This window comes from Actinotalea lenta (assembly GCF_030586465.1).
Classification (GTDB): Bacteria; Actinomycetota; Actinomycetes; order Actinomycetales; family Cellulomonadaceae; genus Actinotalea; species Actinotalea lenta.
The window spans coordinates 1,899,857-1,919,740 of the sequence record NZ_JAUQYP010000001.1 but is presented as its reverse complement, the minus strand read 5'-3'; the positions used below and the strand labels follow the sequence as shown (position 1 = coordinate 1,919,740).

Here is a 19,884-nt window from a genome sequence, read left to right as displayed (position 1 = left end):
CGGTCCGGGGTGGTGAACATGAACGTGCCCGGGCCTCACGGCCCGGGCTGGGGGTCAGCGACGCAGACCGAGCCGCTCGATCAGGCTGCGGTAGCGCTCGATGTCGACCTTCTGCAGGTAGCCGAGCAGGCGGCGGCGCTGGCCGACGAGCAGCAGGAGCCCACGACGCGAGTGGTGGTCGTGCTTGTGCTCCTTGAGGTGCTCGGTGAGGTCCTTGATGCGCTGGCTGAGCAGTGCGATCTGGACCTCGGGCGAGCCCGTGTCGTTCGGGGACGTCGCGTACTCGGACATGATCTGCTGCTTGGTGGCGGCGTCGAGGGGCACGGGCTCTCCTTGATGATCTCGTTGCGCGGTGCTCCGGGGCATGTCCACCCGGGCGCTCTGGGTCCGCGGCCGGTCTTACGGCAGTCGGCATCGTACCAGTCGGGGACCAGCGACCCGAACCTGCACGATCCGGGCAGGCGCGCCGGCGCGGGGCCTCGTCGGCCCTCACCAGCCCGGTTCGGCACTCCCCGTGCGCAGGGGACCCCCGGAGAGCCGGGCGCGCGTGCGCGCCACGTCGTCGTGCATCTGCGCGACCAACGCCTCGACCGAGTCGAACCGCCAGGTGGGACGGAGCATCTCCACGAGCTCGAGCACCACCTCCTCGCCGTACAGCTCGAGGTCGGTGCGGTCGGGCACGTGGGCCTCGACGCGCCGCTCATGGCCGTCGAACGTCGGGTTGGTGCCGATCGACACGGCGACGGGAAGGTACCCGTCAGGCGCGTCGGCAGGGTGGCCGACGCGCCGCATCCAGCCGGCGTAGACGCCGTCGGCGGGCACCATGCCCTGCAGGTCGGCCCCGAGGTTGGCTGTCGGGAAGCCGAGCTCGCGCCCGCGGGCGTCACCGCGCACCACGACGCCCCGCACGCGGTGCGGACGCCCCAGGATCTCGGCGGCGCCGCCCACGTCTCCGACGGCGAGCAGCTCGCGCACCCACGTCGAGGACCACCGCCGCGCCGGGTCCGGGCCACCGTGCACGTCGGAGATGACCTGGACCTCGAAGCCGTACGTCTCGCCCAGCGCGACCATGGTCGCCAGGTCACCCGAGTTCTGGCGCCCGAACCGCACGTCCCTGCCCACCACCACCACGGCGGCCCGCAGCGCGTCGACCAGGTAGCGCCGGACGAAGACCTCGGGCTCCTGCGCCGCGAACTCGGGCGTGTAGTGCACCACCAGAGTGGCGTCCAGGCCCGTCTCGGCGAGGAGCTCGAGGCGATCGGCCAGGCCGGTGATGAGCGGTGGCGCCTCCTCGGGTCGGTGCACCTGGGCCGGGTGGGGGTCGAACGTGACCGCCACGGACGTGCCACCGAGCCGCCGCGCGTCGGCCACCATCGCACCGAGCACACTGCGGTGACCGCGGTGGACGCCGTCGAAGTTGCCGATCGTGACGACCGAGCGCGTCAGCGCAGGCACCTGGCCCAGGTCGGTCCAGCGCTCCACGCCGCTCCTCCTCGTTGCTCGGACTGCCGGGACAAGCCTGCCACGACCGGCGAGCTGCGCCGCACGCGAGGCGACTATGCGGGCGCGAGGACCAGGACCGGCCGCACCCGGTCGCCGCGCCGGGCGAGGAGGGCGACCAGCACGCCGTCCGGTGAGATGCCCGCGGCCGGCGCCTCGGCCGTGCCGGCCGGGTCCGACGTGGCCGGACCGGGGGCGCCCGCGGCCGACGCGGGCGCGGGCAGGGCGATCGACCGCCCGAAGGACAGCTCGCGGGCCTCCTCGGCGGTCAGCTCACGCACCGGGAACACCGACCGGGCCGCGTCCGCGAGCGGCAGAAGGCGCAGCCCACCCGCACCGACCGGGGCGTCCGCGTGCTCGGACGGCGGCAGCGGGACCGCCACGTCGAGCCCGTACCCACCGACCCGGGTGCGGCGGAGCGCGGTGAGATGCCCCCCGACCCCGAGCGCGCTGCCGAGGTCCCGCGCCAGCGCGCGCACGTACGTCCCCGACGAGCAGACCACCCGCGCCTCGAGGTCGATCACCGCGGTCCCGTCGTCCGCGCGCGCGGTCCGCGGCTCACTCACGTCGAAGGCGTGCACGACCACGGGGCGCGCGGCCAGTTCGACGTGCTCCCCCGCTCGCACGCGGGCATAGGCGCGCCGACCGTCCACCTTGACGGCGCTCACGGCACTGGGCACCTGGTCGATCGGGCCGGTGAGCGAGGCCACCGCCCCACGCAGCGCGCCGGGCGCCAGCTCCATCAGGCCGGGCGAGTCGGTCACGTCGCCCTCGGCGTCGTCGGTGGTGGTGGCCTGGCCCAGTCGCACCGTCGCGACGTACTCCTTGTCCGCCCCCACCAGGTATGTCAGCAGCCGCGTCCCGCGCCCGACCCCGAGCACGAGCACCCCCGTGGCCATCGGGTCCAGGGTCCCTGCGTGGCCGACCTTGCGGGTGTGCAGCAGCCGCCGTGCCCGCGCGACGACGTCGTGGGACGTCATGCCGGCGGGTTTGTCGATCACGACGATGCCGTCGGGTCCGTCCTGCGTGCGCGCCACCCGGACAGGCTAGTGCTCCGGCTGCGGCGCGCTGGCCGGGGCCGATCAGCCCTCGTCGGAGCCGTCGTCGTCGTCCTCGACCGGGTGGCGGTACGGGTCGATCTCGCCGGCGTACTGCGCGGACGCGGCCAGCGCCGCCACCTCGGCGTCACGCTGGGCTGCGACCCGCAGCGCGTCCTCCAGGTGGGCGGCGGTGTCCGGGACGGCGTCGAGCACGAACTCGAGCGTCGGCGTCAGCCGCACACCCGTCTGCCGCCCCACCTCGGACCGGATCACTCCGGTGGCGCTCGCGAGCGCCGCGGCGCTGTCCTCTCGCGCCGCCTCGTCACCGAGCACGGTGTAGAAGACCGACGCGTGCTGCAGGTCGCCCGTCACCCGCACGTCGGTGACGGTGACGAACCCGAGTCTCGGATCCTTGATCCGGGTGTCGAGCATCCGCGCGACGATCTCCTGGATCCGGTCGGCGAGCTTCCTCGCCCGTGGGTGATCGACCATCTGGTTCCTCCGAGGTGTCATGGCTCCGCGCGGGTACCCACGGTGAGCCGGAGGGATCGGGCCTGGCGGCCGGTGCGCGGCCCTGGTGGGCCTGGCGGGACGCCCGACGAAGGAGGGCGTCGGGTGGGCTGCGCCCCGGTTGCCCGGCCCGCAGCCCACCCGACGGGAGACCTCAGGAGCGCGGCTTCTCGCGCATCTCGTAGGTCTCGATGACGTCGTCGATCGCGATGTCGTTGTAGGACCCGAGCCCGATGCCGCACTCGTAGCCCTCGCGGACCTCGGTCGCGTCGTCCTTGAACCGCTTGAGCGACTCGATCGACAGGTTCTCGGCGAGCACGGTACCTCCGCGCAGCACGCGCGCCTTGGCGTTGCGCCGGATGGTCCCGGAGCGCACCAGCGAACCGGCGATGTTGCCGGCGCGGGAGGACCGGAAGATCTCTCGCACCTCGGCCGTACCGAGCTGGACCTCCTCGTACTCCGGCTTGAGCATGCCCTTGAGAGCCGCCTCGACGTCCTCGATCGCCTGGTAGATGACGGAGTAGAACCGCACGTCGACGCCCTCGCGCTCCGCGAGGTCCTCCACGCGCTCGGCGTACTTCACGTTGAAGCCCAAGATGATCGCGTTGTCGACGGTGGCGAGGTTGACGTCGTTCTGCGTGATCGCACCCACACCGCGGTGGATGACGCGCAGCGCGACCTCCTCGCCCACGTCGATCTTGAGCAGCGCGTCCTCGAGAGCCTCGACGGCACCGGACACGTCGCCCTTGAGCACCAGGTTCAGGGTCTCGACCTTGCCCTGCTGCAGGGCCTGGGTGAAGTCCTCGAGGCTGATCCGCTTGCGGCGCTTGGCCAGGAGGGCGGCCCGCTCGGCGGCCTCACGCTTCTCGGCGATCTGCCGAGCCGTGCGGTCGTCCGGCGCCACCAGGAAGGTGTCACCGGCGCGGGGCACCGACGTCAGGCCGAGCACCTGGACCGGACGGGCCGGCGTGGCCTCGGGGAGGGTCTCCCCGTGCTCGTCGAACAGCGCACGCACGCGACCGTGCGCGGTCCCCGCGACGATCGCGTCGCCGACCCGCAAGGTGCCCGACTGGACCAGCACCGTGGCCACGGCTCCGCGTCCCTTGTCCAGGTTCGCCTCGACGGCCACGCCGCGCGCGTCCTTGTCAGGGTTGGCCCGCAGGTCGAGAGCCGCGTCCGCGGTCAGCAGGACCGCGTCCAGGAGCTCGTCGATGCCCATCCGCTTGAGCGCAGAGATGTCGACGAACATGGTGTCGCCGCCGTACTCCTCGGCCACCAGGTTGTACTCGGTGAGCTGCTGGCGGATCTTCGCCGGGTTGGCGCCCTCCTTGTCCACCTTGTTGACCGCGACGACGATCGGCACGCCGGCCGCCTGGGCGTGGTTGAGCGCCTCGATGGTCTGCGGCATCACGCCGTCGTCCGCGGCCACCACGAGGATCGCGATGTCGGTCACCTGCGCACCACGGGCACGCATGGCGGTGAACGCCTCGTGGCCCGGGGTGTCGATGAAGGTGATCGCACGGTCGGTGCCGTCGTGCTCGGCGTGCACCTGGTAGGCGCCGATGTGCTGGGTGATGCCGCCCGCCTCACCGGCCACGACGTCCGCCGACCGGATCGCGTCCAGGAGCTTCGTCTTGCCGTGGTCGACGTGGCCCATGACGGTGACCACGGGCGGCCGGGGCTGCAGGTCCTCGTCGTCCTCGGCGGCCTCCTCGGCCTCCAGGTCGATGTCGAACGAGCCCAGCAGCTCGCGGTCCTCCTCCTCGGCGGACACCATCTCGATGCGGTAGCCGAGCTCGGCCCCCAGCGTGCCGAACGTGTCCTCGTCCAGGGACTGGGTCGCCGTGGCCATCTCACCGAGGTGGAAGAGCACCGTCACCAGGCTGGCGGGGTTCGCGTCGATCTTGTCCGCGAAGTCGTTGAGCGACGACCCGTGGCGCAGCCGCACCACGGTCTTGCCGTCTCCACGGGGGACCTGCACGCCGCCGATCGACGGCGCCTGCATCTGCTCGAACTCCTGGCGCTTGGCGCGCTTCGACTTGCGGCCGCGGACCGGCTTGCCGCCGGCACGACCGAAGGCGCCCTGCGTGCTCCCGCGCCCGGCGCCACCGCGGCCACGACCGCCGCCACCGCCGAACCCGCCACGGAAGCCGCCGCCACCGCCACCGGGACCGCCGCCACCGGGACCGCCGCCGCGGCCGCCACGGCCACCACCGCCGCCGCCAGCACCGCCGCCGCCGGCACCCGGACGACCCACGGTGGTCCGGCCCGGCATCATGCCGGGGTTCGGCCGCTGACCGCCGGGACGCGGGCCTGCGGGGCGCGGCCCGCCCGACCGCTCGCCGCCGCCGGTGCGCTCACCGCCGCCCGGGCGGGGCATGCCCTGGCTCGGGGCGAACGGGTTGTTGCCAGGACGCGGGCCACCAGGACGCGGGCCACCAGGACGCGGGCCACCGGGACGCGGGCCGCCGTCCCGCCGGGGCATGCCCTGGCTGGACGCGAACGGGTTGTTCCCGGGCCGCGGCGCGCCGGGCCGCGGGGCGGGGCGGGGACCGGGCGTCGGGGCCTGACGCTCCGTCGGAGCCGGCTCCGCGGAGCCGCCGTCGCTCTGGCCACGGGACGCGGCCGGAGACTCCTCCGGCTCGGGCCGATCGGGCTTCGGCGCGGGTGCAGGCCTCGGGGTCTGGCCAGCCGGCGCTTCGGCCGGGGGGGTGGACTCGACGGGTGCAGCCGGAGCGGCAGGTGCCTCCGGCGCCGCGGGAGCGGGCGCCGGTGCGGGCTTCTTCGGGGTCTTGGGGGCGGGAGCAACTGCCCCAGCCGGATACAGGTCGCGCAGCTTGCGCACGACCGGGGGTTCGATCGTCGAGGACGCCGAGCGCACGAACTCTCCGAGCTCGTTCAGCTTGGCCATCAGGGCCTTGCTCTCGACGCCGAGCTCCTTGGCGAGCTCGTAGACGCGGACCTTTGCCACAACTCTCCTGTCTCGGCCCGCCCGGGACAGGGTGGACCGTCGTTAGTGCTGAGTGCTCATCGCCAGGTACTCATCGGGTGCCCATCGGCTTCCAACCCGCTTCCCAACTCGGTGAACGACATGACGGCTAGCCGTGGTCCACGCCGAACGCCCGGCGTACGTCCGACACGTCGAGCGTCGGAGCACGCAGAGCCCGTTGCAGCGCCCGGCGCCTCTCGGCGAGCTCCAGGCAGTGCGGGTCGTCGTGCAACCACGCGCCCCGTCCTGGGCGCGACCGACCCGGATCGACCTCGGCACGGAGCTGACCGTCCCGCTCGACCCGGACCACTCGGACCAGGGCGTGGCGCGGACCACGCCCCCGGCACCCCACACACGTCCGCACCGGACCGCTAGGCCCGCCGGCCGCAGCACGACCCTCGACGGCGGCGCCGTCGTGCACGTGCTCGGGGAGCCGGGCCCGCGGCCCAGCGGCACCGAGTCTAGCGCGCCCGGTCACGAACCGTGAGTCGGGGGCGTGTCGGGTCCCGCCGACCCACCCTGCGCGGAGGTCTCGACGGCCGGCGCCTCGTCGGACCGGATGTCGATCCGCCACCCGGTGAGCTTGGCCGCGAGCCGGGCGTTCTGACCTTCCTTGCCGATCGCGAGCGAGAGCTGGTAGTCGGGGACCACGACACGTGCGGCCCGGGCTGCCTCGTCCACGACGGTCACCGAGCTGACCCGGGCCGGCGACAGCGCGTTGGCCACGAACGTGGCGGGGTCGTCGCTGTGGTCGACGATGTCGATCTTCTCGCCCCTGAGCTCGGCCATCACCGCGCGCACCCGAGCGCCCATGGGTCCGATGCACGCCCCCTTGGCGTTGAGCCCCTGGACCGTGGAGCGGACCGCGATCTTGGTCCGGTGGCCAGCCTCCCTCGCGATCGCGGTGATCTGCACCGACCCGTCGGCGACCTCCGGGACCTCGAGCTCGAACAGCTTCTGCACGAGCGCCGGGTGGGTGCGCGACAGCGTGATCGACGGCCCCTTGGGCCCTCGGGACACGTCCAGGACGTATGCGCGCAGCCGCTCACCGTGCACGTAACGCTCGGTGGGCACCTGCTCGTGGTGCGGCAGCACGGCCTCCGTGCCCCGGACCTGGACCAGGACGGTGCGCGGATCCCGCCCCTGCTGGACCACGCCGGCCAGGAGCTCGCCTTTCGAACCGCGGAACGTCCCCAGGACCTGCTCGTCCTCGACGTCACGCAGCCGCTGCACGATCACCTGACGCGCGGTCGCGGTGGCGACCCGGCCGAAGCCCTCAGGGGTGTGGTCGAACTCCTCCGACCACGCCGGCTCCGCGCCCTCCTCCACCGGCAGGGGCTCACGGGCCCACACCGCGACGTGCCCGGTGCGGCGGTCGACCTCCACGCGGGCGGAGGTGTACGCACCCGGCGTCCGGTGGTACGCCGAGAGCAACGCCTGCTCGATCGCGCCCACCAAGGTGTCCAGGCTGATGCCCCGCTCGTGCTCGACGAGGCGCAGCGCGGTCATGTCGATGTCCATCAGACGTCTCCCTCCTCGTCGGCGGAGCGGGACAGCTCGACCTCGACGACTCCGCGGACCACCTGGTCGGCAGGGACCGATGCCGTCGAACCGTCCGCAGCCTCCAGCGTCAGCTCGCTCCCCGCGGCGACCAGCCGCCCGTGACGGGTCGCGCCGTCCACCAGCGTCAGGCGCACGAGGTGTCCCACCGCGCGGCGGAAGTGCCGGCCCTCGGTGAGCGGCCGGTCCGTGCCCGGCGTGGAGACCTCGAGCAGGTAGGGGCCGGCCACCGGGTCGGCCACATCCATCGCGGACGACACGGCTCGCGAGACGTCGGCCAACCTGTCGGAGTCCACCCCGCCTGGACCGTCGGGCAGGTCGACCACGACCCGCACCACGGAGCGGCGACCCGCCCGGGTCACCACGACGTCCTCCAGGAGCAGCCCGACCCCGGCGACGGCCGGTTCGACCGCTGCGCGTACGCGCTCCTGAGGAGTGTGCGGGGCCATGGTCGCCTCCCGTGGGTCGTGTCGGGCCTGCCTGGACGACCCTGTGGACTTGTCGAGCCCAGCGTAACGAGTCCGCGGCCCCCCGGCCGCGCACTGCCGACGTGGCAGGATCACCCGCGATGGACGCCAGGCACACCTCACCGCGCACGCGCGCCCGCCGGACACTGGTCCTCGTGCTCGCCGCGACGCTGCTCGGCGCACCACTAGCGGGCTGCGCCGCACTGCGGGTCGAGTCCGGGGAGCGAACCACCCCCAGCGCCGGTGCGCTCGAGCAGGCCCGGCAACGGCAGGCGGTCGCCGCTCGGGACATCGCGCGCGCGGCGACGGACGCCGCACGACGCGCCGTCGACCCGGTCTCGACGACGCTACGCGCCGTCTCGTCGGCGTCGGACCGGCACCTGACCGAGCTCGGCGGCGTCTGGGTGCCCTTCCCGTCCGACAGCGCAGCGACGGGCCCGGGCGACGAGGCCCAGGTGTCCCCCGCCGACGTCGTGGAGCGCCTGGTCGCCGCGAGCGCGAGCGCCGAGGCGGACGCGGCGACGGCCGTCGACGGCCGGCTGGCGAGGCTGCTCGCGTCCATCGGCGTCTCGCGCAGGCTGCTGGCAGTGCACCTCGCGTCCGCAGCCGGCCTGACGACCCCCGACTCCCGGCCCGCCGTCGGTCCCGATCAGGTTCCGGCGGGGCTGTCCGCCCCGGCCCTGGTGCCGGCGATCGTCTCCGAGGACGCCCTCGGCCTTGCGTGGGAGGTCGAGGCGGCGCGGACCGACGGATCGCCACGCACCGCGGCGGCGGCCATCGCGGCCGACCACCGATCGCGTGCGCAGGCCTGGGCCGAGGTGGCCGGCCTCGCGGGCACCGCGGACGACCCACGCCGCGCCTCCTACGACCTGCCCGCCGCGCTCCTCGCGGTGAGCTCGACCGCCGCGGATCGCTCCGCCGCCCTGGAGCGACTCGAGACAGCCCTCGGCGCCCTGTGGCTCGACCTGGCCAGCCGCACCGCACCGGGCGCGCGGCTACCGCTGCTCGACGCCTTCGCGCTCGCCGCGGAGCGCGCCGCGAGCCTCACCGGCTCGGTCCCGGACCTGCCGGGCATGCCGGACGCCGGCTGACCCGCCCCGGCCGGTGGCCGGCCTTCAGCCCTCCACGAGCGCGGCGACCAGCGCCCCGATCCGCGCGGCCGCGTCGCCGACCGGGACCCGCTCGGCCTCGGGACGCTCGCCAACGGCGAGACCGGCGTCCTGCGGACGCCGCAGGCGCACCTCGACCACACCGTCGGCCAGGCTCCGGCCGACCGTGACGATGATCGGCAGGCCCAGCAGCTCCGCGTCGGCGAACTTCACACCGGGTGACACCCGCGGACGATCGTCGTAGAGCACCTCCACGCCCTGCCCCTGCAGGTCCGCCGCGAGCTCCTCGCACGCGGTCCGCACGGCCTCGTCCTTGCCGGCCGCCACCAGGTGCACGTGGGCCGGTGCCACCGAAGCGGGCCAGGCAAGGCCCGCCCCGTCGTGGTTGGTCTCGGCCAGGGCGGCCACCGCGCGCGACACCCCGATCCCGTACGAGCCCATCGTGACGGTGACGGCCTTGCCGTTCTCGTCCAGGACGGACAGACCGAGAGCGTCGGCGTACTTGCGGCCCAGGGCGAAGATGTGACCGATCTCGATCCCTCGGGCCAGCTCCAGCGGACCGGAGCCGTCCGGCGCCGGATCCCCGGCGCGGATCTCGGCGGCCTCGACCGCGCCGTCCGCGGCGAAGTCGCGCCCAGCGACCAGGTCGAACACGTGGCGGCCCGGCTCGTTGGCGCCGGTGATCCAGCGCGTGCCCGGCACGACGCGGGGATCGAGCAGGTACCGCACGGCGTCCGGCCGACCGGTGTTCGCCACGCCCAGGACCGTGGGACCGATGTAGCCCTTGACCAGCTCGGGGTGTGCCGCGAAGTCCGCCTCCCCCGCGGCCTCCACGCTGGCGGGCGCGAGCGCGGCCTCGAGCCGCGTCATGTCCACCTCGCGGTCGCCCGGGACGCCGACGACGACCAGCTCGCGAGTACCGTCCGGGGCGACCACGGCCACGACGACGTTCTTCAGGGTGTCCGCCGCCGTCCACGGCCTGTCCGGGCGTGCGAAGCGCTCGTTCGCGGCGGCCACCAGGCTCTCGATCGTGGGGGTGTCCGGCGTGTCCTCGACGTGCGCGTCAGGGGCGTCGTCGAACGGCACCGGGGCCGGCACCGGCGTCGTGACGGCCTCGACGTTGGCCGCGTACCCGCCCGGCGACCGCACGAAGGTGTCCTCGCCGACCGGCGTCGGCATCAGGAACTCCTCGCTGCGCGACCCGCCCATCGCACCGGACATCGCCGCAACGACCACGTAGTCCAGCCCCAGCCGGGTGAAGATCCGCTGGTAGGCCTCCCGCTGGCGCAGGTAGGCGGCGTCCAGCCCGGCGTCGTCGACGTCGAAGGAGTAGGCGTCCTTCATGACGAACTCACGCCCGCGGAGCAGGCCCGCACGCGGCCTCGCCTCGTCGCGGTACTTGGTCTGGATCTGGTAGAGCGCGAGCGGTAGGTCCTTGTAGGACGAGTACAGGTCCTTGACCAGGAGCGTGAACATCTCCTCGTGCGTGGGAGCCAGGAGGTAGTCGTTCTCCCGGCGGTCGTGCAGCCGGAACAGGTTGGGGCCGTACTCGGTCCAGCGCCCGGTCCGCTCGTACGGCTCGCGCGGGAGCAGGGCCGGGAAGTGCACCTCCTGCGCGCCGATCGCGTCCATCTCCTCGCGAATGACCTGCTCGACCTTCGCCAGCACCTTCAGGCCGAGCGGTAGCCAGGTGTAGATGCCGGGAGCAGCACGCCGGATGTAACCGGCCCGGACCAGGAGCCGGTGGCTCGGGACCTCGGCGTCCGCGGGGTCTTCCCGCAGGGTGCGCACGAACAGGGTCGACATCCGCAGCAGCATGGGCGCCAGCCTAGTGGCCGACGACGGCCGCCCCGGGCGGCCGGATCCGCGTCCTGAGGCACCGCTGACCTGTCGGGAACGGCCCCGGCGCGGCACGATGAACGCGTGCCAGAGCTCCCCGAGGTCGAAGGACTCGCCCGGTTCCTGACCGCCCGCGCCGTCGGCCGGACGATCGCCGGGGTCGGCGTCGGGGCGATCGGCGCGCTGAAGACGTTCGACCCGCCGCTGGAGGCCCTCGTCGGCCAGGAGGTCACCGGCGCCTCCCGGCACGGCAAGTGGCTGGACCTGGTCACCACCGGACCGCACCTGCTCATGCACCTGTCGAGGGGCGGCTGGCTGAAGTGGTCGGAGAAGGTCTCGACGGCGCCGGTCAGGCCGGGGCGCTCGCCGTTGGCGCTACGCGTCCGGCTGGACGACGGAGCGGGCTTCGAGCTCTCCGAGTACGGCACGCGCAAACGGCTCGCTGTGCACGTCGTGAGCGAGCCGACCGATGTCGAACAGGTCGCCACGCTCGGCGTCGACCCGCTCTCGGACGAGTTCACGCCGGACCGGCTCGCCGAGCTCGCCGCGGCGCGGAACCAGCAGATCAAGGGGCTGCTGCGGGACCAGGGCACGATCGCCGGCATCGGCAACGCGTACTCCGACGAGATCCTGCACGCGGCCCGGATGAGCCCGTTCGCGCTCTCCGCGCGGCTGGACGCCGTAGCCGTGGGGCGCCTGCACGACGTGATCCGGCAGGTGCTGACCTCGGCCGTCGCCGAGGCGTCCGGCCGCCCTGCGGCCGAGCTCAAGGACGCCAAGCGCCGCGGGATGCAGGTGCACGGCAGGACGGGCGAACCCTGCCCGGTGTGCGGTGACGTGGTTCGCGAGGTGTCCTTCGCCGACTCGTCGCTCCAGTACTGCGCCACGTGCCAGACGGACGGCAAGCCACTGGCCGACCGCCGCCTGTCCCGCCTCCTGCGCTGACAGCCCGTCCCTGGCACAAGGCGCGTCGCGGCGCCCGGTCCACGTCGCGGCGCCCGGTCCACGTCGCGGCGCCCGGTCCACGTCGCGGCGCCCGGACCAGATCGCGGCGCTCGGGACGCCGCGACCTGCGCGTGACGCCGCGACCTGCGCGTGATGGCGCGGTCCGTCCACAGGCGATGGCGCGGGGTGTCCGTCCACTGAGGGGATGGGGGGCGGCCTCGAGCGTCGGGCTCGGCAGGGCAGGGTGGCGGCATGCGTGCACCGGACCTCCCGCCCGAGGTGCTCGCCGCCCTCGCCGCGCAGGGGGTCGTGACGACTGCGTCGGCACGGCGCGTAGGCGCGTCGCGGTCGGACCTCGACGCCTGGCTCCGGCGCGGTGCGCTCACTCGCGTCGCGCGCGGTGTCTACGCCGTCGCTACGGAGCTGACGCCGGAGGAGCGCTACCGCCGGTGGGTCGAGGCGGTCCTGACCGGTCTGCCCGACACCGTCGTGGCCGGGCCGGCGGCGGTCGTGCTGCACGGCCTGCCGCTGCTGGGAGCCGCACCGTCCGTGGTCCACGTCGCCGTGGCGCAGCGCCACGGCCGCAAGCCGGGGCGCCACCTGCACCCGATGGGGCCGCTCGACCCGGACGACGTCGTCCGGGTGGGACGGTGGGCCGTCGCGTCGCCCGCGCGTGCCGTCCTCGACACCGCCCGCCTCATGGGCGCTGCCAGCGGGGTGGTCGCCGCCGACGCCGCACTGCGGTGCAGGTTGGTGTCCCGCGCGGCGCTGGAGGAGACCTGCGCGTCGTTGGCAGGCCGGACGGGCGTGCGTCGCGCGCGTCGCGTCGTGCGGCTCGCGAACCCCGAGTCGGAGAGTCCCGGGGAGTCCTGGTCCGCCGTCGTCATCGACGACCTGGGACTGCCCGCGCCGGCGCGCCAGCACGAGCACCTCGACGGGCGGGGCCTGATCGGACGCTCGGACTTCTGGTGGCCCGAGCAGAGCGTGGTGGGAGAGTTCGACGGTCGCGTCAAGTACGGGCGGACCAACCCTTCCGGGCGCGCTCCGGAAGCCGTGCTCTGGGACGAGAAGCGGCGGGAGGACCGGCTCCGGGCGGGCGGTCGCCGTTCGGTCGCCCGGTGGACGACCACCGAGCTGCGGCATCCCCACCTCCTGCACGGCCTGCTGGCACCGCTCCTGCGCTCCACCTAGACCGGGCCCGCGCCACCCCGGTGCAGCTCGCGGCACGGCGCACGCCACAGGCGAATCAGCAGGCGACACGGAACGCGGCACCCCGCCCACAACGCGGCGCCCCGCGCAGACCGCGGCCGGCGGGGCGCCGCGATTGGCACTCGAAGCCGCATTCTGCGACTGCGGCCGCGGGTTGGGCGGCCGCGGGTTGGGCGGCCGCGGGTTGGGCGGCCGCGGGTTGGGCGGCCGCGGGTTGGGCGGCCGCGGGTTGGGCGGCCGCGGTTTGGGCGGCCGCGGGTTGGGCGGCCGCGGGTTGGGGGCGGGGGCCGCGGTTTGGGCGGGGGCCGCGGGTTGAGCGGGGGTGGGGGCGGGCGGGGCTGGGGGGCTAGAAGAGGACGGTGGCGTAGGTGCCGACCTGGCGGAAGCCCACCTTCCGGTACACCCGCAGAGCCGGGGCGTTGTAGTCGTTGACGTACAGGGAGACGCGGGGGGCGACCGTCGCGAGGGCATGCCCCACGACGGCTGCCATGCCTGCCGTCGCCAGGCCTGAGCTGCGGTGCTCAGGGGGCACCCACACGCCCTGCACCTGGGCGACCGCTGAGCTGACCGCTCCCAGCTCGGCCTTGAAGAGCACCTCTGGGCCGCTCGGGCCGTGCGCCATGCGGACGTACGATCGACCCTCGTCCACCAGGCCGCGCACCCGCGCCTCGTACGAGCCCGGGCTGCCCTCCAACGGCGAGTACCCGACCTCCTCGGTGAACATCGCGACGCACGCCGGCATGAGCGCCGGGAGGTCGGCCGGTGTGCCCAGTCGCACCTGTGGGTCCGGATCTCGAGCAGGCGGCCCGTCGATCACCATCGATGGCTGGTCCGCGCGGACCTCCCGGGCTGGCCCCCAGTGCGGCTCGATCCGCTGCCACACGCCGAGCACCGCCTCCGCCGGGCCGACGATCGACGAGCAACGCCGGCCGTGGTTCAGGGCGGTCTCGGCGAGCACGTCCAGGGCCTGCTCGTCGCCGGGTCGGACCACCGGGACCAGGTTGGCGCCGGCCCACGCGACCGCAACCAGCTCTCCACCACGCTCGACCCCCCACAGCTGGGGGCCGCCACGCCGGGCCCGGCCGGCCAGTGCGGCCTCGATCCGGGCGGCCGCCAACACGGACCCGACCGGGTCCTCGGCGCACAGCCGCGCAGCGTCGGCCAGGTCGACACTCCCGGGGGCGCGCCGGGTCGGCGCGTCGATCCGCCAACCAGCCATGCGGCGATTGTGCACCACGTCACCCGGGACCGTGCGGGGCGCCCCGCCACCGCGACGAGATCCACCGCGTCGGCCGTCTGATCGGGCCCCGCCCGCCCGCGGCGCCCCACACCTACGCCGCGGCGACCGCCGGTCCTCCGTGAGCCCGTCCACGACGCGGACGCGAGATGCACTCCCGAGCCGCGCACCTGGCGGCCCGACGATGCCGAGCACGGCGCCTGGGGCACACGAGCTCAGCCGACGCTGACGACCGGGCCCTCGCCCTCGACCTGCTCCATGGACTCGGCGATCCGCATCGCCTGGTCGATCAGCGTCTCCACGATGCGGGCCTCCGGCACCGTGGCGACCACCTCGCCCTTGACGAAGATCTGTCCCTTGCCGTTGCCCGAGGCGACGCCGAGGTCGGCCTCGCGGGCCTCGCCGGGACCGTTCACGACGCACCCCATCACCGCCACGCGCAGGGGGACCGTCATCCCCTCGAGGCCGGCCGTCACGCGCTCGGCCAGCTCGTAGACGTCCACCTGGGCGCGTCCGCAGGACGGGCACGAGACGATCTCGAGCTTGCGGGGGCGGAGGTTGAGGGACTGCAGGATCTGGATCCCGACCTTGACCTCCTCGACCGGCGGCGCGGACAGCGACACCCGGATCGTGTCGCCGATGCCGCGGCTGAGCAGCGCACCGAACGCGGTGGCGGACTTGATGGTGCCCTGGAAGGTCGGACCGGCCTCGGTGACGCCGAGGTGCAGGGGCCAGTCGCCCCGTTCGGAGAGCAGCTCGTAGGCGCGGACCATGACCACCGGGTCGTGGTGCTTGACGGAGATCTTGAAGTCGTGGAAGTCGTGCTCCTCGAACAGCGAGGCCTCCCACACCGCGGACTCCACGAGGGCCTCGGCCGTCGGCTTGCCGTACTTCTCCAGCAAGCGCTTGTCCAAGGAGCCGGCATTGACGCCGATCCGCAGCGACACCCCGGCGTCGGAGGCCGCCTGCGCGATCTCCTTGACCTGGTCGTCGAACTTGCGGATGTTGCCCGGGTTGACCCGAACCGCCGCGCAGCCCGCGTCGATCGCCGCGAACACGTAGCGCGGCTGGAAGTGGATGTCCGCGATCACCGGGATCTGCGACTTGCGCGCGATCGCCGGCAGCGCGTCCGCGTCGTCCTGGGTGGGCACCGCGACGCGCACGATGTCGCAGCCCGCGGCGGTGAGCTCGGCGATCTGCTGCAGCGTGGCGTTGATGTCCGTGGTCGGCGTCGTGGTCATCGACTGGACGCTGATCGGCGCGTCCCCACCGACCTCCACGTTCCCCACCCGGATCTTGCGGGTTGGCCGACGTGGCGCCAGCACGGGGGGTGGGGCCTGGGGCATGCCGAGGGGAATCGAGGTGCTCACCGCGCCATTATCCCCCGCCGATGACGGTGCAGCAGCACGGGCCGCACCGGCTCGCGGCGAACGGCCACGTGCGACGACGCGTCCGGCGCCCGACCGAACGGGTGACGTGCAGGGACACCGCGTCACCCGTTCGGGCCAGCGGCATCTATCCCCCGAACGGGGGACGTGTGACCATCGCACGGGTGGACCTCAGCACAGGCGCCGGCCACACGCTGATCGCCTCGGGCGCAATCGTCGTCGTGGGGCTGGCCACCATCACGGTCGCGCGCACCGGACGCGCGACCGCACGTGGCCGGCGCCCCGACGCGCCGTGGTGGAGCACGCCGGCCGCGATGCGGGCCCACGGGCTGCTCGCCGCCTACCTGGGCCTGCTGGTCGCCGCGGGGACGGCTACCCAGCTCGCGGTCGCCGGCGCGCTGCACCGCCAGCTTCTCGCGTGGGCCCTGGCGGGGCTGCTCGTCGCCGCGCTCGTCGGCACCACCGGCCCGCGCGCCGCGCGCCTGGCGACCCAGATCGTCGACGACCCACGGGAGGAGGTTCCGCCCGACCCCATCTGGTTCGTCCAGCCGGACGGTGCACTGGGCGACCTGAGCCTGATCGCCGCCCGGGCCGCCGCCGAGCGCGGCGTCTGGCACGCGGCGTCGGACCTGCTGGCGTCGTCCCCCGACCACGACCAGCGCTACGCGAGAACCACTCAGCTCGCGATCCACGCCCTGCAGCGCGGCCGATGGCTCGAGGAGTGGGTGCGACGACGCCCCACGGACCCCCACGCCCTGGCCACCCGGGCGATGCTCGAGGTACGGCGCGCCTGGGAGCTGCGCGGACCGGACGCAGAACCCCGCGACCGGCTCGCGTTCCTCGCGGCGCTCGAGGAGGCCGAGGAGCTGACGCGTGCAGCCATCGACAACGATCCGACCGACCCGACACCGCGCGCGGTGCTCGTGGAGCTGGCGCGCGGCCAGCAGGTCGACCTTGCCGAGCTCCGTGCCCGCACGCGAGCGCTCTACGCGTTGGCACCCCACCACCACGGCGGCCACGAGGCTGAGCTGCAGTACCTCTCCGCGAAGTGGTGCGGGAGCACCGAGGCCATGTTCGCCCGAGCCAGGGCGGCCGCCGCGTCGGCACCGCCCGGCAACGCTCTGGCGCTGCTCGTCGTGACGGCCCACCTCGAGCACTACCTGACCCTGGCCACCGGGTCCGCCCGGCAGGCGCGCCGCTACCTGGCCTCCGAGACCGTGCGGCAGGAGGTTGCGGACGCCGTGCGACGGTGGCGGTCCGGACCACAGGGCCCCTCACCCGTGAACCGCGAACGTGCCCACAACACGTTGGCGTACTTCTCCTGGCTGGCAGGCGACAGGCAGGCGGCGCTCCCCCACCTCGCGCGCACGCTCGAGCACCTCGACGTGTGGCCCTGGGCGCTGTCCGGGGAGACCAGCTTCGTGCATGCGGTCGCACAGGACTGGGCGGCCGGCGGCCGCAGACGGTGAGCAGCCCTCAGCGGCCACGTCAGATCCTGACGGGCGCCACCAGGTCGGCCACGACGAGGACCAGGCTCATGGCCACGAGCACCAGGAACACCCCGTAGGCGACGGGCACCATCCGGGCGACGTCGGACGGCGCCGGCCGAGGCAGGCCGCGCCAGCGAGCGAACGCCCGCCGCGCACCCTCCCAGATCGCGCCGGCCACGTGGCCGCCGTCCAGGGGCACCAGCGGGATGAGGTTGAACACGAACAGTGCGATGTTCAGGGAGGCGAGGATGGACAGCCATCCCGCGATGCGCTGGCTCAGCCCGATCGGCGCCTCACCGATCTCGCCGGCGAGCCGGGCCACGCCCACGACTCCCACGACGGAGGACGGGCTACGGGCCTGCATCCCCAGCGCGGCCTTGGTCACGTCGACCAACCGGCCGGGCAGCGTCGCCACGATGGCCACGGTCTGGCCGAGCGCGTTGCCGAGCGCGGCGGGCACGGCCGTGAGCGGCTGCCGCTCGATCGCCGCCGTCGGGCTGAACCCGACGTAGCGGGTGGGCTCGACGACGAGCGTGCCGTTGGCGTCCGTCTTGGGGGTACCGTCCGGACCGAACACCGGTCGGTTCGCGACCACCGGGCTCACGTGCAGCGTGACCGTCCGGCCGTCCCGCTCGACGACGACCGGGATGTTCTCGCCGGGGACGTCCTTGATCGCGGTCTGCACGTCGGACCAGGACGAGATCTGCCGGGGGCCCCAGGACACGATGCGGTCCCCGGGCCGCAGCCCCGCCTGCACGGCGGGCGAGCGCGGGTCGGCGGCGGTGCACGAGTCGGTGGGCTGAGTCGTGACGCACTGGCCGACCGAGCCGACGGTCGTCGTGGCCTGCGATCCGGGCAGCCCGATGCCCGCCATGATCACGGTGAGCAGAACCGCCGCGATGACGAGGTTCATCATCGGGCCGCCCAGCATCACCACGATCTTCTTGGGCGCGCTGAGGCGGTAGAAGGCCCGGGTGTCCTCGCCCGGACGGATCTCCTCGGCGCTGGCCTGGCGTGCCCCGTCCACGAGCTCCGCGAAGCGGCCGGCGCGCGGGGGACGGCCGAGCGCCTCCTTGGGCGGGTACATCCCGATGAGCCGGACGTAACCGCCCAGCGGGATGCCCTTGACGCCGTACTCGGTCTCACCGCGCACCCGCGACCAGACGGTTGGCCCGAAGCCCACCATGTACTGGCTGACCCGCACGCCGAAGCGCTTGGCGGGCACCATGTGACCGACCTCGTGCAGCGCGATCGACACCAGTAGCCCGACGAGCAGGACCACCAGGCCCACCACATACGCCATACCACGCTCCTCTCCGGCTCAATCATCCCCCGACAACCTGGAGATCGGCAGGACGACGCGTGCAGCGACGGTGAAGGCGGCCCTCAGCGGTCGGAGAGCAGCGCGTCCGCCCGCCCGCGCGCCCATCGCTCCGCCGCCAGCACGTCGTCCAGCGTCACGGCCTCGGCGGCCGTCCCACGGTGCTCCTCCAGCACGCGCTCGACGGTGTCCACGATGTCGCAGAAGCCGATGCGCCCGGCGAGGAACGCTGCGACCCCCTGCTCGTTCGCCGCGTTGTAGACCGCCGGATGCGTCGCCGAGGCCGCGACGGCCGCCCGAGCCAGCCGCACCGCCGCGAACACGTCCTCGTCCAGCGGCTCGAACGTCCAGACCGTCGGCGACGCCCAGGTGCAGGGCGGCGTGACGGGGTCGAGCCGCTCGGGCCAGGACAGCCCCAGGGCGATCGGCAGCCGCATGTCGGGGGGCGACGCCTGAGCCAGGGTCGAGCCGTCGACGAACTCGACCATGGAGTGCACGACGGACTGCGGGTGCACCACCACCGTGATGTCCTCGACGGGGACGTCGAACAGCAGGTGCGCCTCGATGAGCTCGAGCCCCTTGTTGACGAGCGTCGCGGAGTTCACCGTCACCACGGGCCCCATGGACCAGGTCGGGTGCGCGAGCGCCTGCTCGGCCGTCACGTCCACGAGGTCCACACGGGTCCGGCCCCGGAACGGGCCGCCCGAGGCCGTCAGCACGATCCGCCGGACCTCGGGCCGGGTCCCTCCGCGCAGGCACTGGGCGATCGCCGAGTGCTCGGAGTCGACGGGGACGATCTGGTCGGGGCGCACCTGGGCGGCGCGCACCAGGGGCCCGCCCACGACCAGTGACTCCTTGTTGGCCAACGCCAGGGTTGAACCCGCGCGCAACGCCGCGAGCGTCGGACCCAGCCCGACCGACCCGGTGATGCCGTTCAGGACGACGTCGGCACCCATCCCCGCCAGCCGCCGCGCCGCGTCCGGCCCGGAGAGGACGTCCAGAGCGGGCACGGGCAACCCCCGGGTGGCCGCACGGGTCTCGGTGGCCGCTCGCACCGCCGCCGCGGCGTGCTGATCGGCCACGGCGACCGTCGTCGCCCCCGTGGCGAGCACCTGGCGGGCGAGGAGCTCCGGGTCGGAGCCGTGCGCGGCGAGCCCCACCACCTGGAACCGGTCCGGGTGGTGGGCCACGACGTCCAGCGCCTGGGTGCCGATCGATCCGGTCGAGCCGAGCAGGGTCACGGTTCGGGGGCTCACGCACGCATCCTGCCAGCGTCGCGC

General features: G+C 74.0%; 17 protein-coding genes. 4 read left to right on the top strand and 13 right to left on the bottom strand.

Annotation, left to right across the window (positions count from 1 at the left end; all coding sequences use genetic code 11):
* Window positions 1-54 precede the first annotated feature (54 nt).
* From rpsO to rimP, 8 genes are all read right to left on the bottom strand, one after another.
* The gene (gene rpsO / locus Q6348_RS09175; protein WP_304600994.1) at window positions 55-324 is read right to left on the bottom strand and encodes a 30S ribosomal protein S15; all 270 of its coding nucleotides are present in this window, start codon (window positions 322-324) and stop codon (window positions 55-57) included.
* Window positions 325-489: 165 nt separating this feature from the next.
* A complete protein-coding gene (locus Q6348_RS09170) occupies window positions 490-1,482 on the bottom strand; it encodes a bifunctional riboflavin kinase/FAD synthetase (RefSeq protein ID WP_304600993.1) in 993 nt (330 codons plus the stop codon).
* A gap of 74 nt (window positions 1,483-1,556) precedes the next feature.
* Window positions 1,557-2,537 carry a tRNA pseudouridine(55) synthase TruB gene (gene truB, locus Q6348_RS09165; protein ID WP_304600992.1) on the bottom strand — a complete coding sequence of 327 codons (981 nt, stop codon included), beginning with the start codon at window positions 2,535-2,537 and terminating at the stop codon, window positions 1,557-1,559.
* Between the two features lie 45 nt (window positions 2,538-2,582).
* A complete protein-coding gene (rbfA, locus tag Q6348_RS09160) occupies window positions 2,583-3,032 on the bottom strand; it encodes a 30S ribosome-binding factor RbfA (RefSeq protein ID WP_304600991.1) in 450 nt (149 codons plus the stop codon).
* A 172-nt stretch (window positions 3,033-3,204) separates the two neighbouring features.
* Window positions 3,205-6,021: a translation initiation factor IF-2 gene (gene infB, locus Q6348_RS09155; RefSeq protein WP_304600990.1), complete on the bottom strand. Its 2,817-nt coding sequence runs from the start codon at window positions 6,019-6,021 to the stop codon at window positions 3,205-3,207.
* Between the two features lie 127 nt (window positions 6,022-6,148).
* Window positions 6,149-6,349, bottom strand: a complete 201-nt coding sequence (locus Q6348_RS09150; RefSeq protein WP_304600989.1) for a DUF448 domain-containing protein — start codon at window positions 6,347-6,349, stop codon at window positions 6,149-6,151.
* A 164-nt stretch (window positions 6,350-6,513) separates the two neighbouring features.
* Window positions 6,514-7,560, bottom strand: a complete 1,047-nt coding sequence (nusA, locus tag Q6348_RS09145) for a transcription termination factor NusA (RefSeq protein WP_304600988.1) — start codon at window positions 7,558-7,560, stop codon at window positions 6,514-6,516.
* Window positions 7,560-8,048 (bottom strand): ribosome maturation factor RimP, encoded by a 489-nt coding sequence (gene rimP, locus Q6348_RS09140; RefSeq protein WP_304600987.1) that lies wholly within the window; start codon window positions 8,046-8,048, stop codon window positions 7,560-7,562. Before rimP ends, nusA begins: the two co-directional genes overlap by 1 nt.
* Window positions 8,049-8,167: 119 nt before the next feature.
* On the opposite strand from rimP, the gene Q6348_RS09135 reads away from it, so the two are divergent.
* Window positions 8,168-9,157, top strand: a complete 990-nt coding sequence (locus Q6348_RS09135; protein ID WP_304600986.1) for a DUF4439 domain-containing protein — start codon at window positions 8,168-8,170, stop codon at window positions 9,155-9,157.
* 24 nt (window positions 9,158-9,181) lie between these two features.
* Here Q6348_RS09135 and Q6348_RS09130 read toward each other — a convergent pair whose 3' ends face one another.
* Window positions 9,182-10,993 carry a proline--tRNA ligase gene (locus Q6348_RS09130; RefSeq protein WP_304600985.1) on the bottom strand — a complete coding sequence of 604 codons (1,812 nt, stop codon included), beginning with the start codon at window positions 10,991-10,993 and terminating at the stop codon, window positions 9,182-9,184.
* Between the two features lie 105 nt (window positions 10,994-11,098).
* Here Q6348_RS09130 and Q6348_RS09125 point away from each other — a divergent pair, with 105 nt between their 5' ends.
* Together Q6348_RS09125 and Q6348_RS09120 are read left to right on the top strand one after the other, a co-directional pair.
* Window positions 11,099-11,959: an Fpg/Nei family DNA glycosylase gene (locus tag Q6348_RS09125; RefSeq protein ID WP_304600984.1), complete on the top strand. Its 861-nt coding sequence runs from the start codon at window positions 11,099-11,101 to the stop codon at window positions 11,957-11,959.
* Between the two features lie 252 nt (window positions 11,960-12,211).
* Window positions 12,212-13,150 carry a type IV toxin-antitoxin system AbiEi family antitoxin domain-containing protein gene (locus Q6348_RS09120; RefSeq protein ID WP_304600983.1) on the top strand — a complete coding sequence of 313 codons (939 nt, stop codon included), beginning with the start codon at window positions 12,212-12,214 and terminating at the stop codon, window positions 13,148-13,150.
* A gap of 364 nt (window positions 13,151-13,514) precedes the next feature.
* On the opposite strand, the gene Q6348_RS09115 is transcribed toward Q6348_RS09120, so the two are convergent.
* Together Q6348_RS09115 and ispG are read right to left on the bottom strand one after the other, a co-directional pair.
* Window positions 13,515-14,387, bottom strand: a complete 873-nt coding sequence (locus tag Q6348_RS09115; RefSeq protein ID WP_304600982.1) for a GNAT family N-acetyltransferase — start codon at window positions 14,385-14,387, stop codon at window positions 13,515-13,517.
* A gap of 233 nt (window positions 14,388-14,620) precedes the next feature.
* Window positions 14,621-15,751 (bottom strand): flavodoxin-dependent (E)-4-hydroxy-3-methylbut-2-enyl-diphosphate synthase, encoded by a 1,131-nt coding sequence (ispG, locus tag Q6348_RS09110; protein WP_434062019.1) that lies wholly within the window; start codon window positions 15,749-15,751, stop codon window positions 14,621-14,623.
* Between the two features lie 206 nt (window positions 15,752-15,957).
* Here ispG and Q6348_RS09105 point away from each other — a divergent pair, with 206 nt between their 5' ends.
* Window positions 15,958-17,262, top strand: coding sequence for a hypothetical protein (locus tag Q6348_RS09105; RefSeq protein ID WP_304600980.1), 1,305 nt, complete (start codon window positions 15,958-15,960; stop codon window positions 17,260-17,262).
* A 19-nt stretch (window positions 17,263-17,281) separates the two neighbouring features.
* Here Q6348_RS09105 and Q6348_RS09100 read toward each other — a convergent pair whose 3' ends face one another.
* Complete coding sequence (locus Q6348_RS09100) at window positions 17,282-18,586, bottom strand: M50 family metallopeptidase (protein WP_304600979.1); 1,305 nt, start codon at window positions 18,584-18,586, stop codon at window positions 17,282-17,284.
* A gap of 83 nt (window positions 18,587-18,669) precedes the next feature.
* Window positions 18,670-19,860, bottom strand: coding sequence for a 1-deoxy-D-xylulose-5-phosphate reductoisomerase (gene dxr / locus Q6348_RS09095; RefSeq protein ID WP_304600978.1), 1,191 nt, complete (start codon window positions 19,858-19,860; stop codon window positions 18,670-18,672).
* Between the last annotated feature and the right edge of the window lie 24 nt (window positions 19,861-19,884).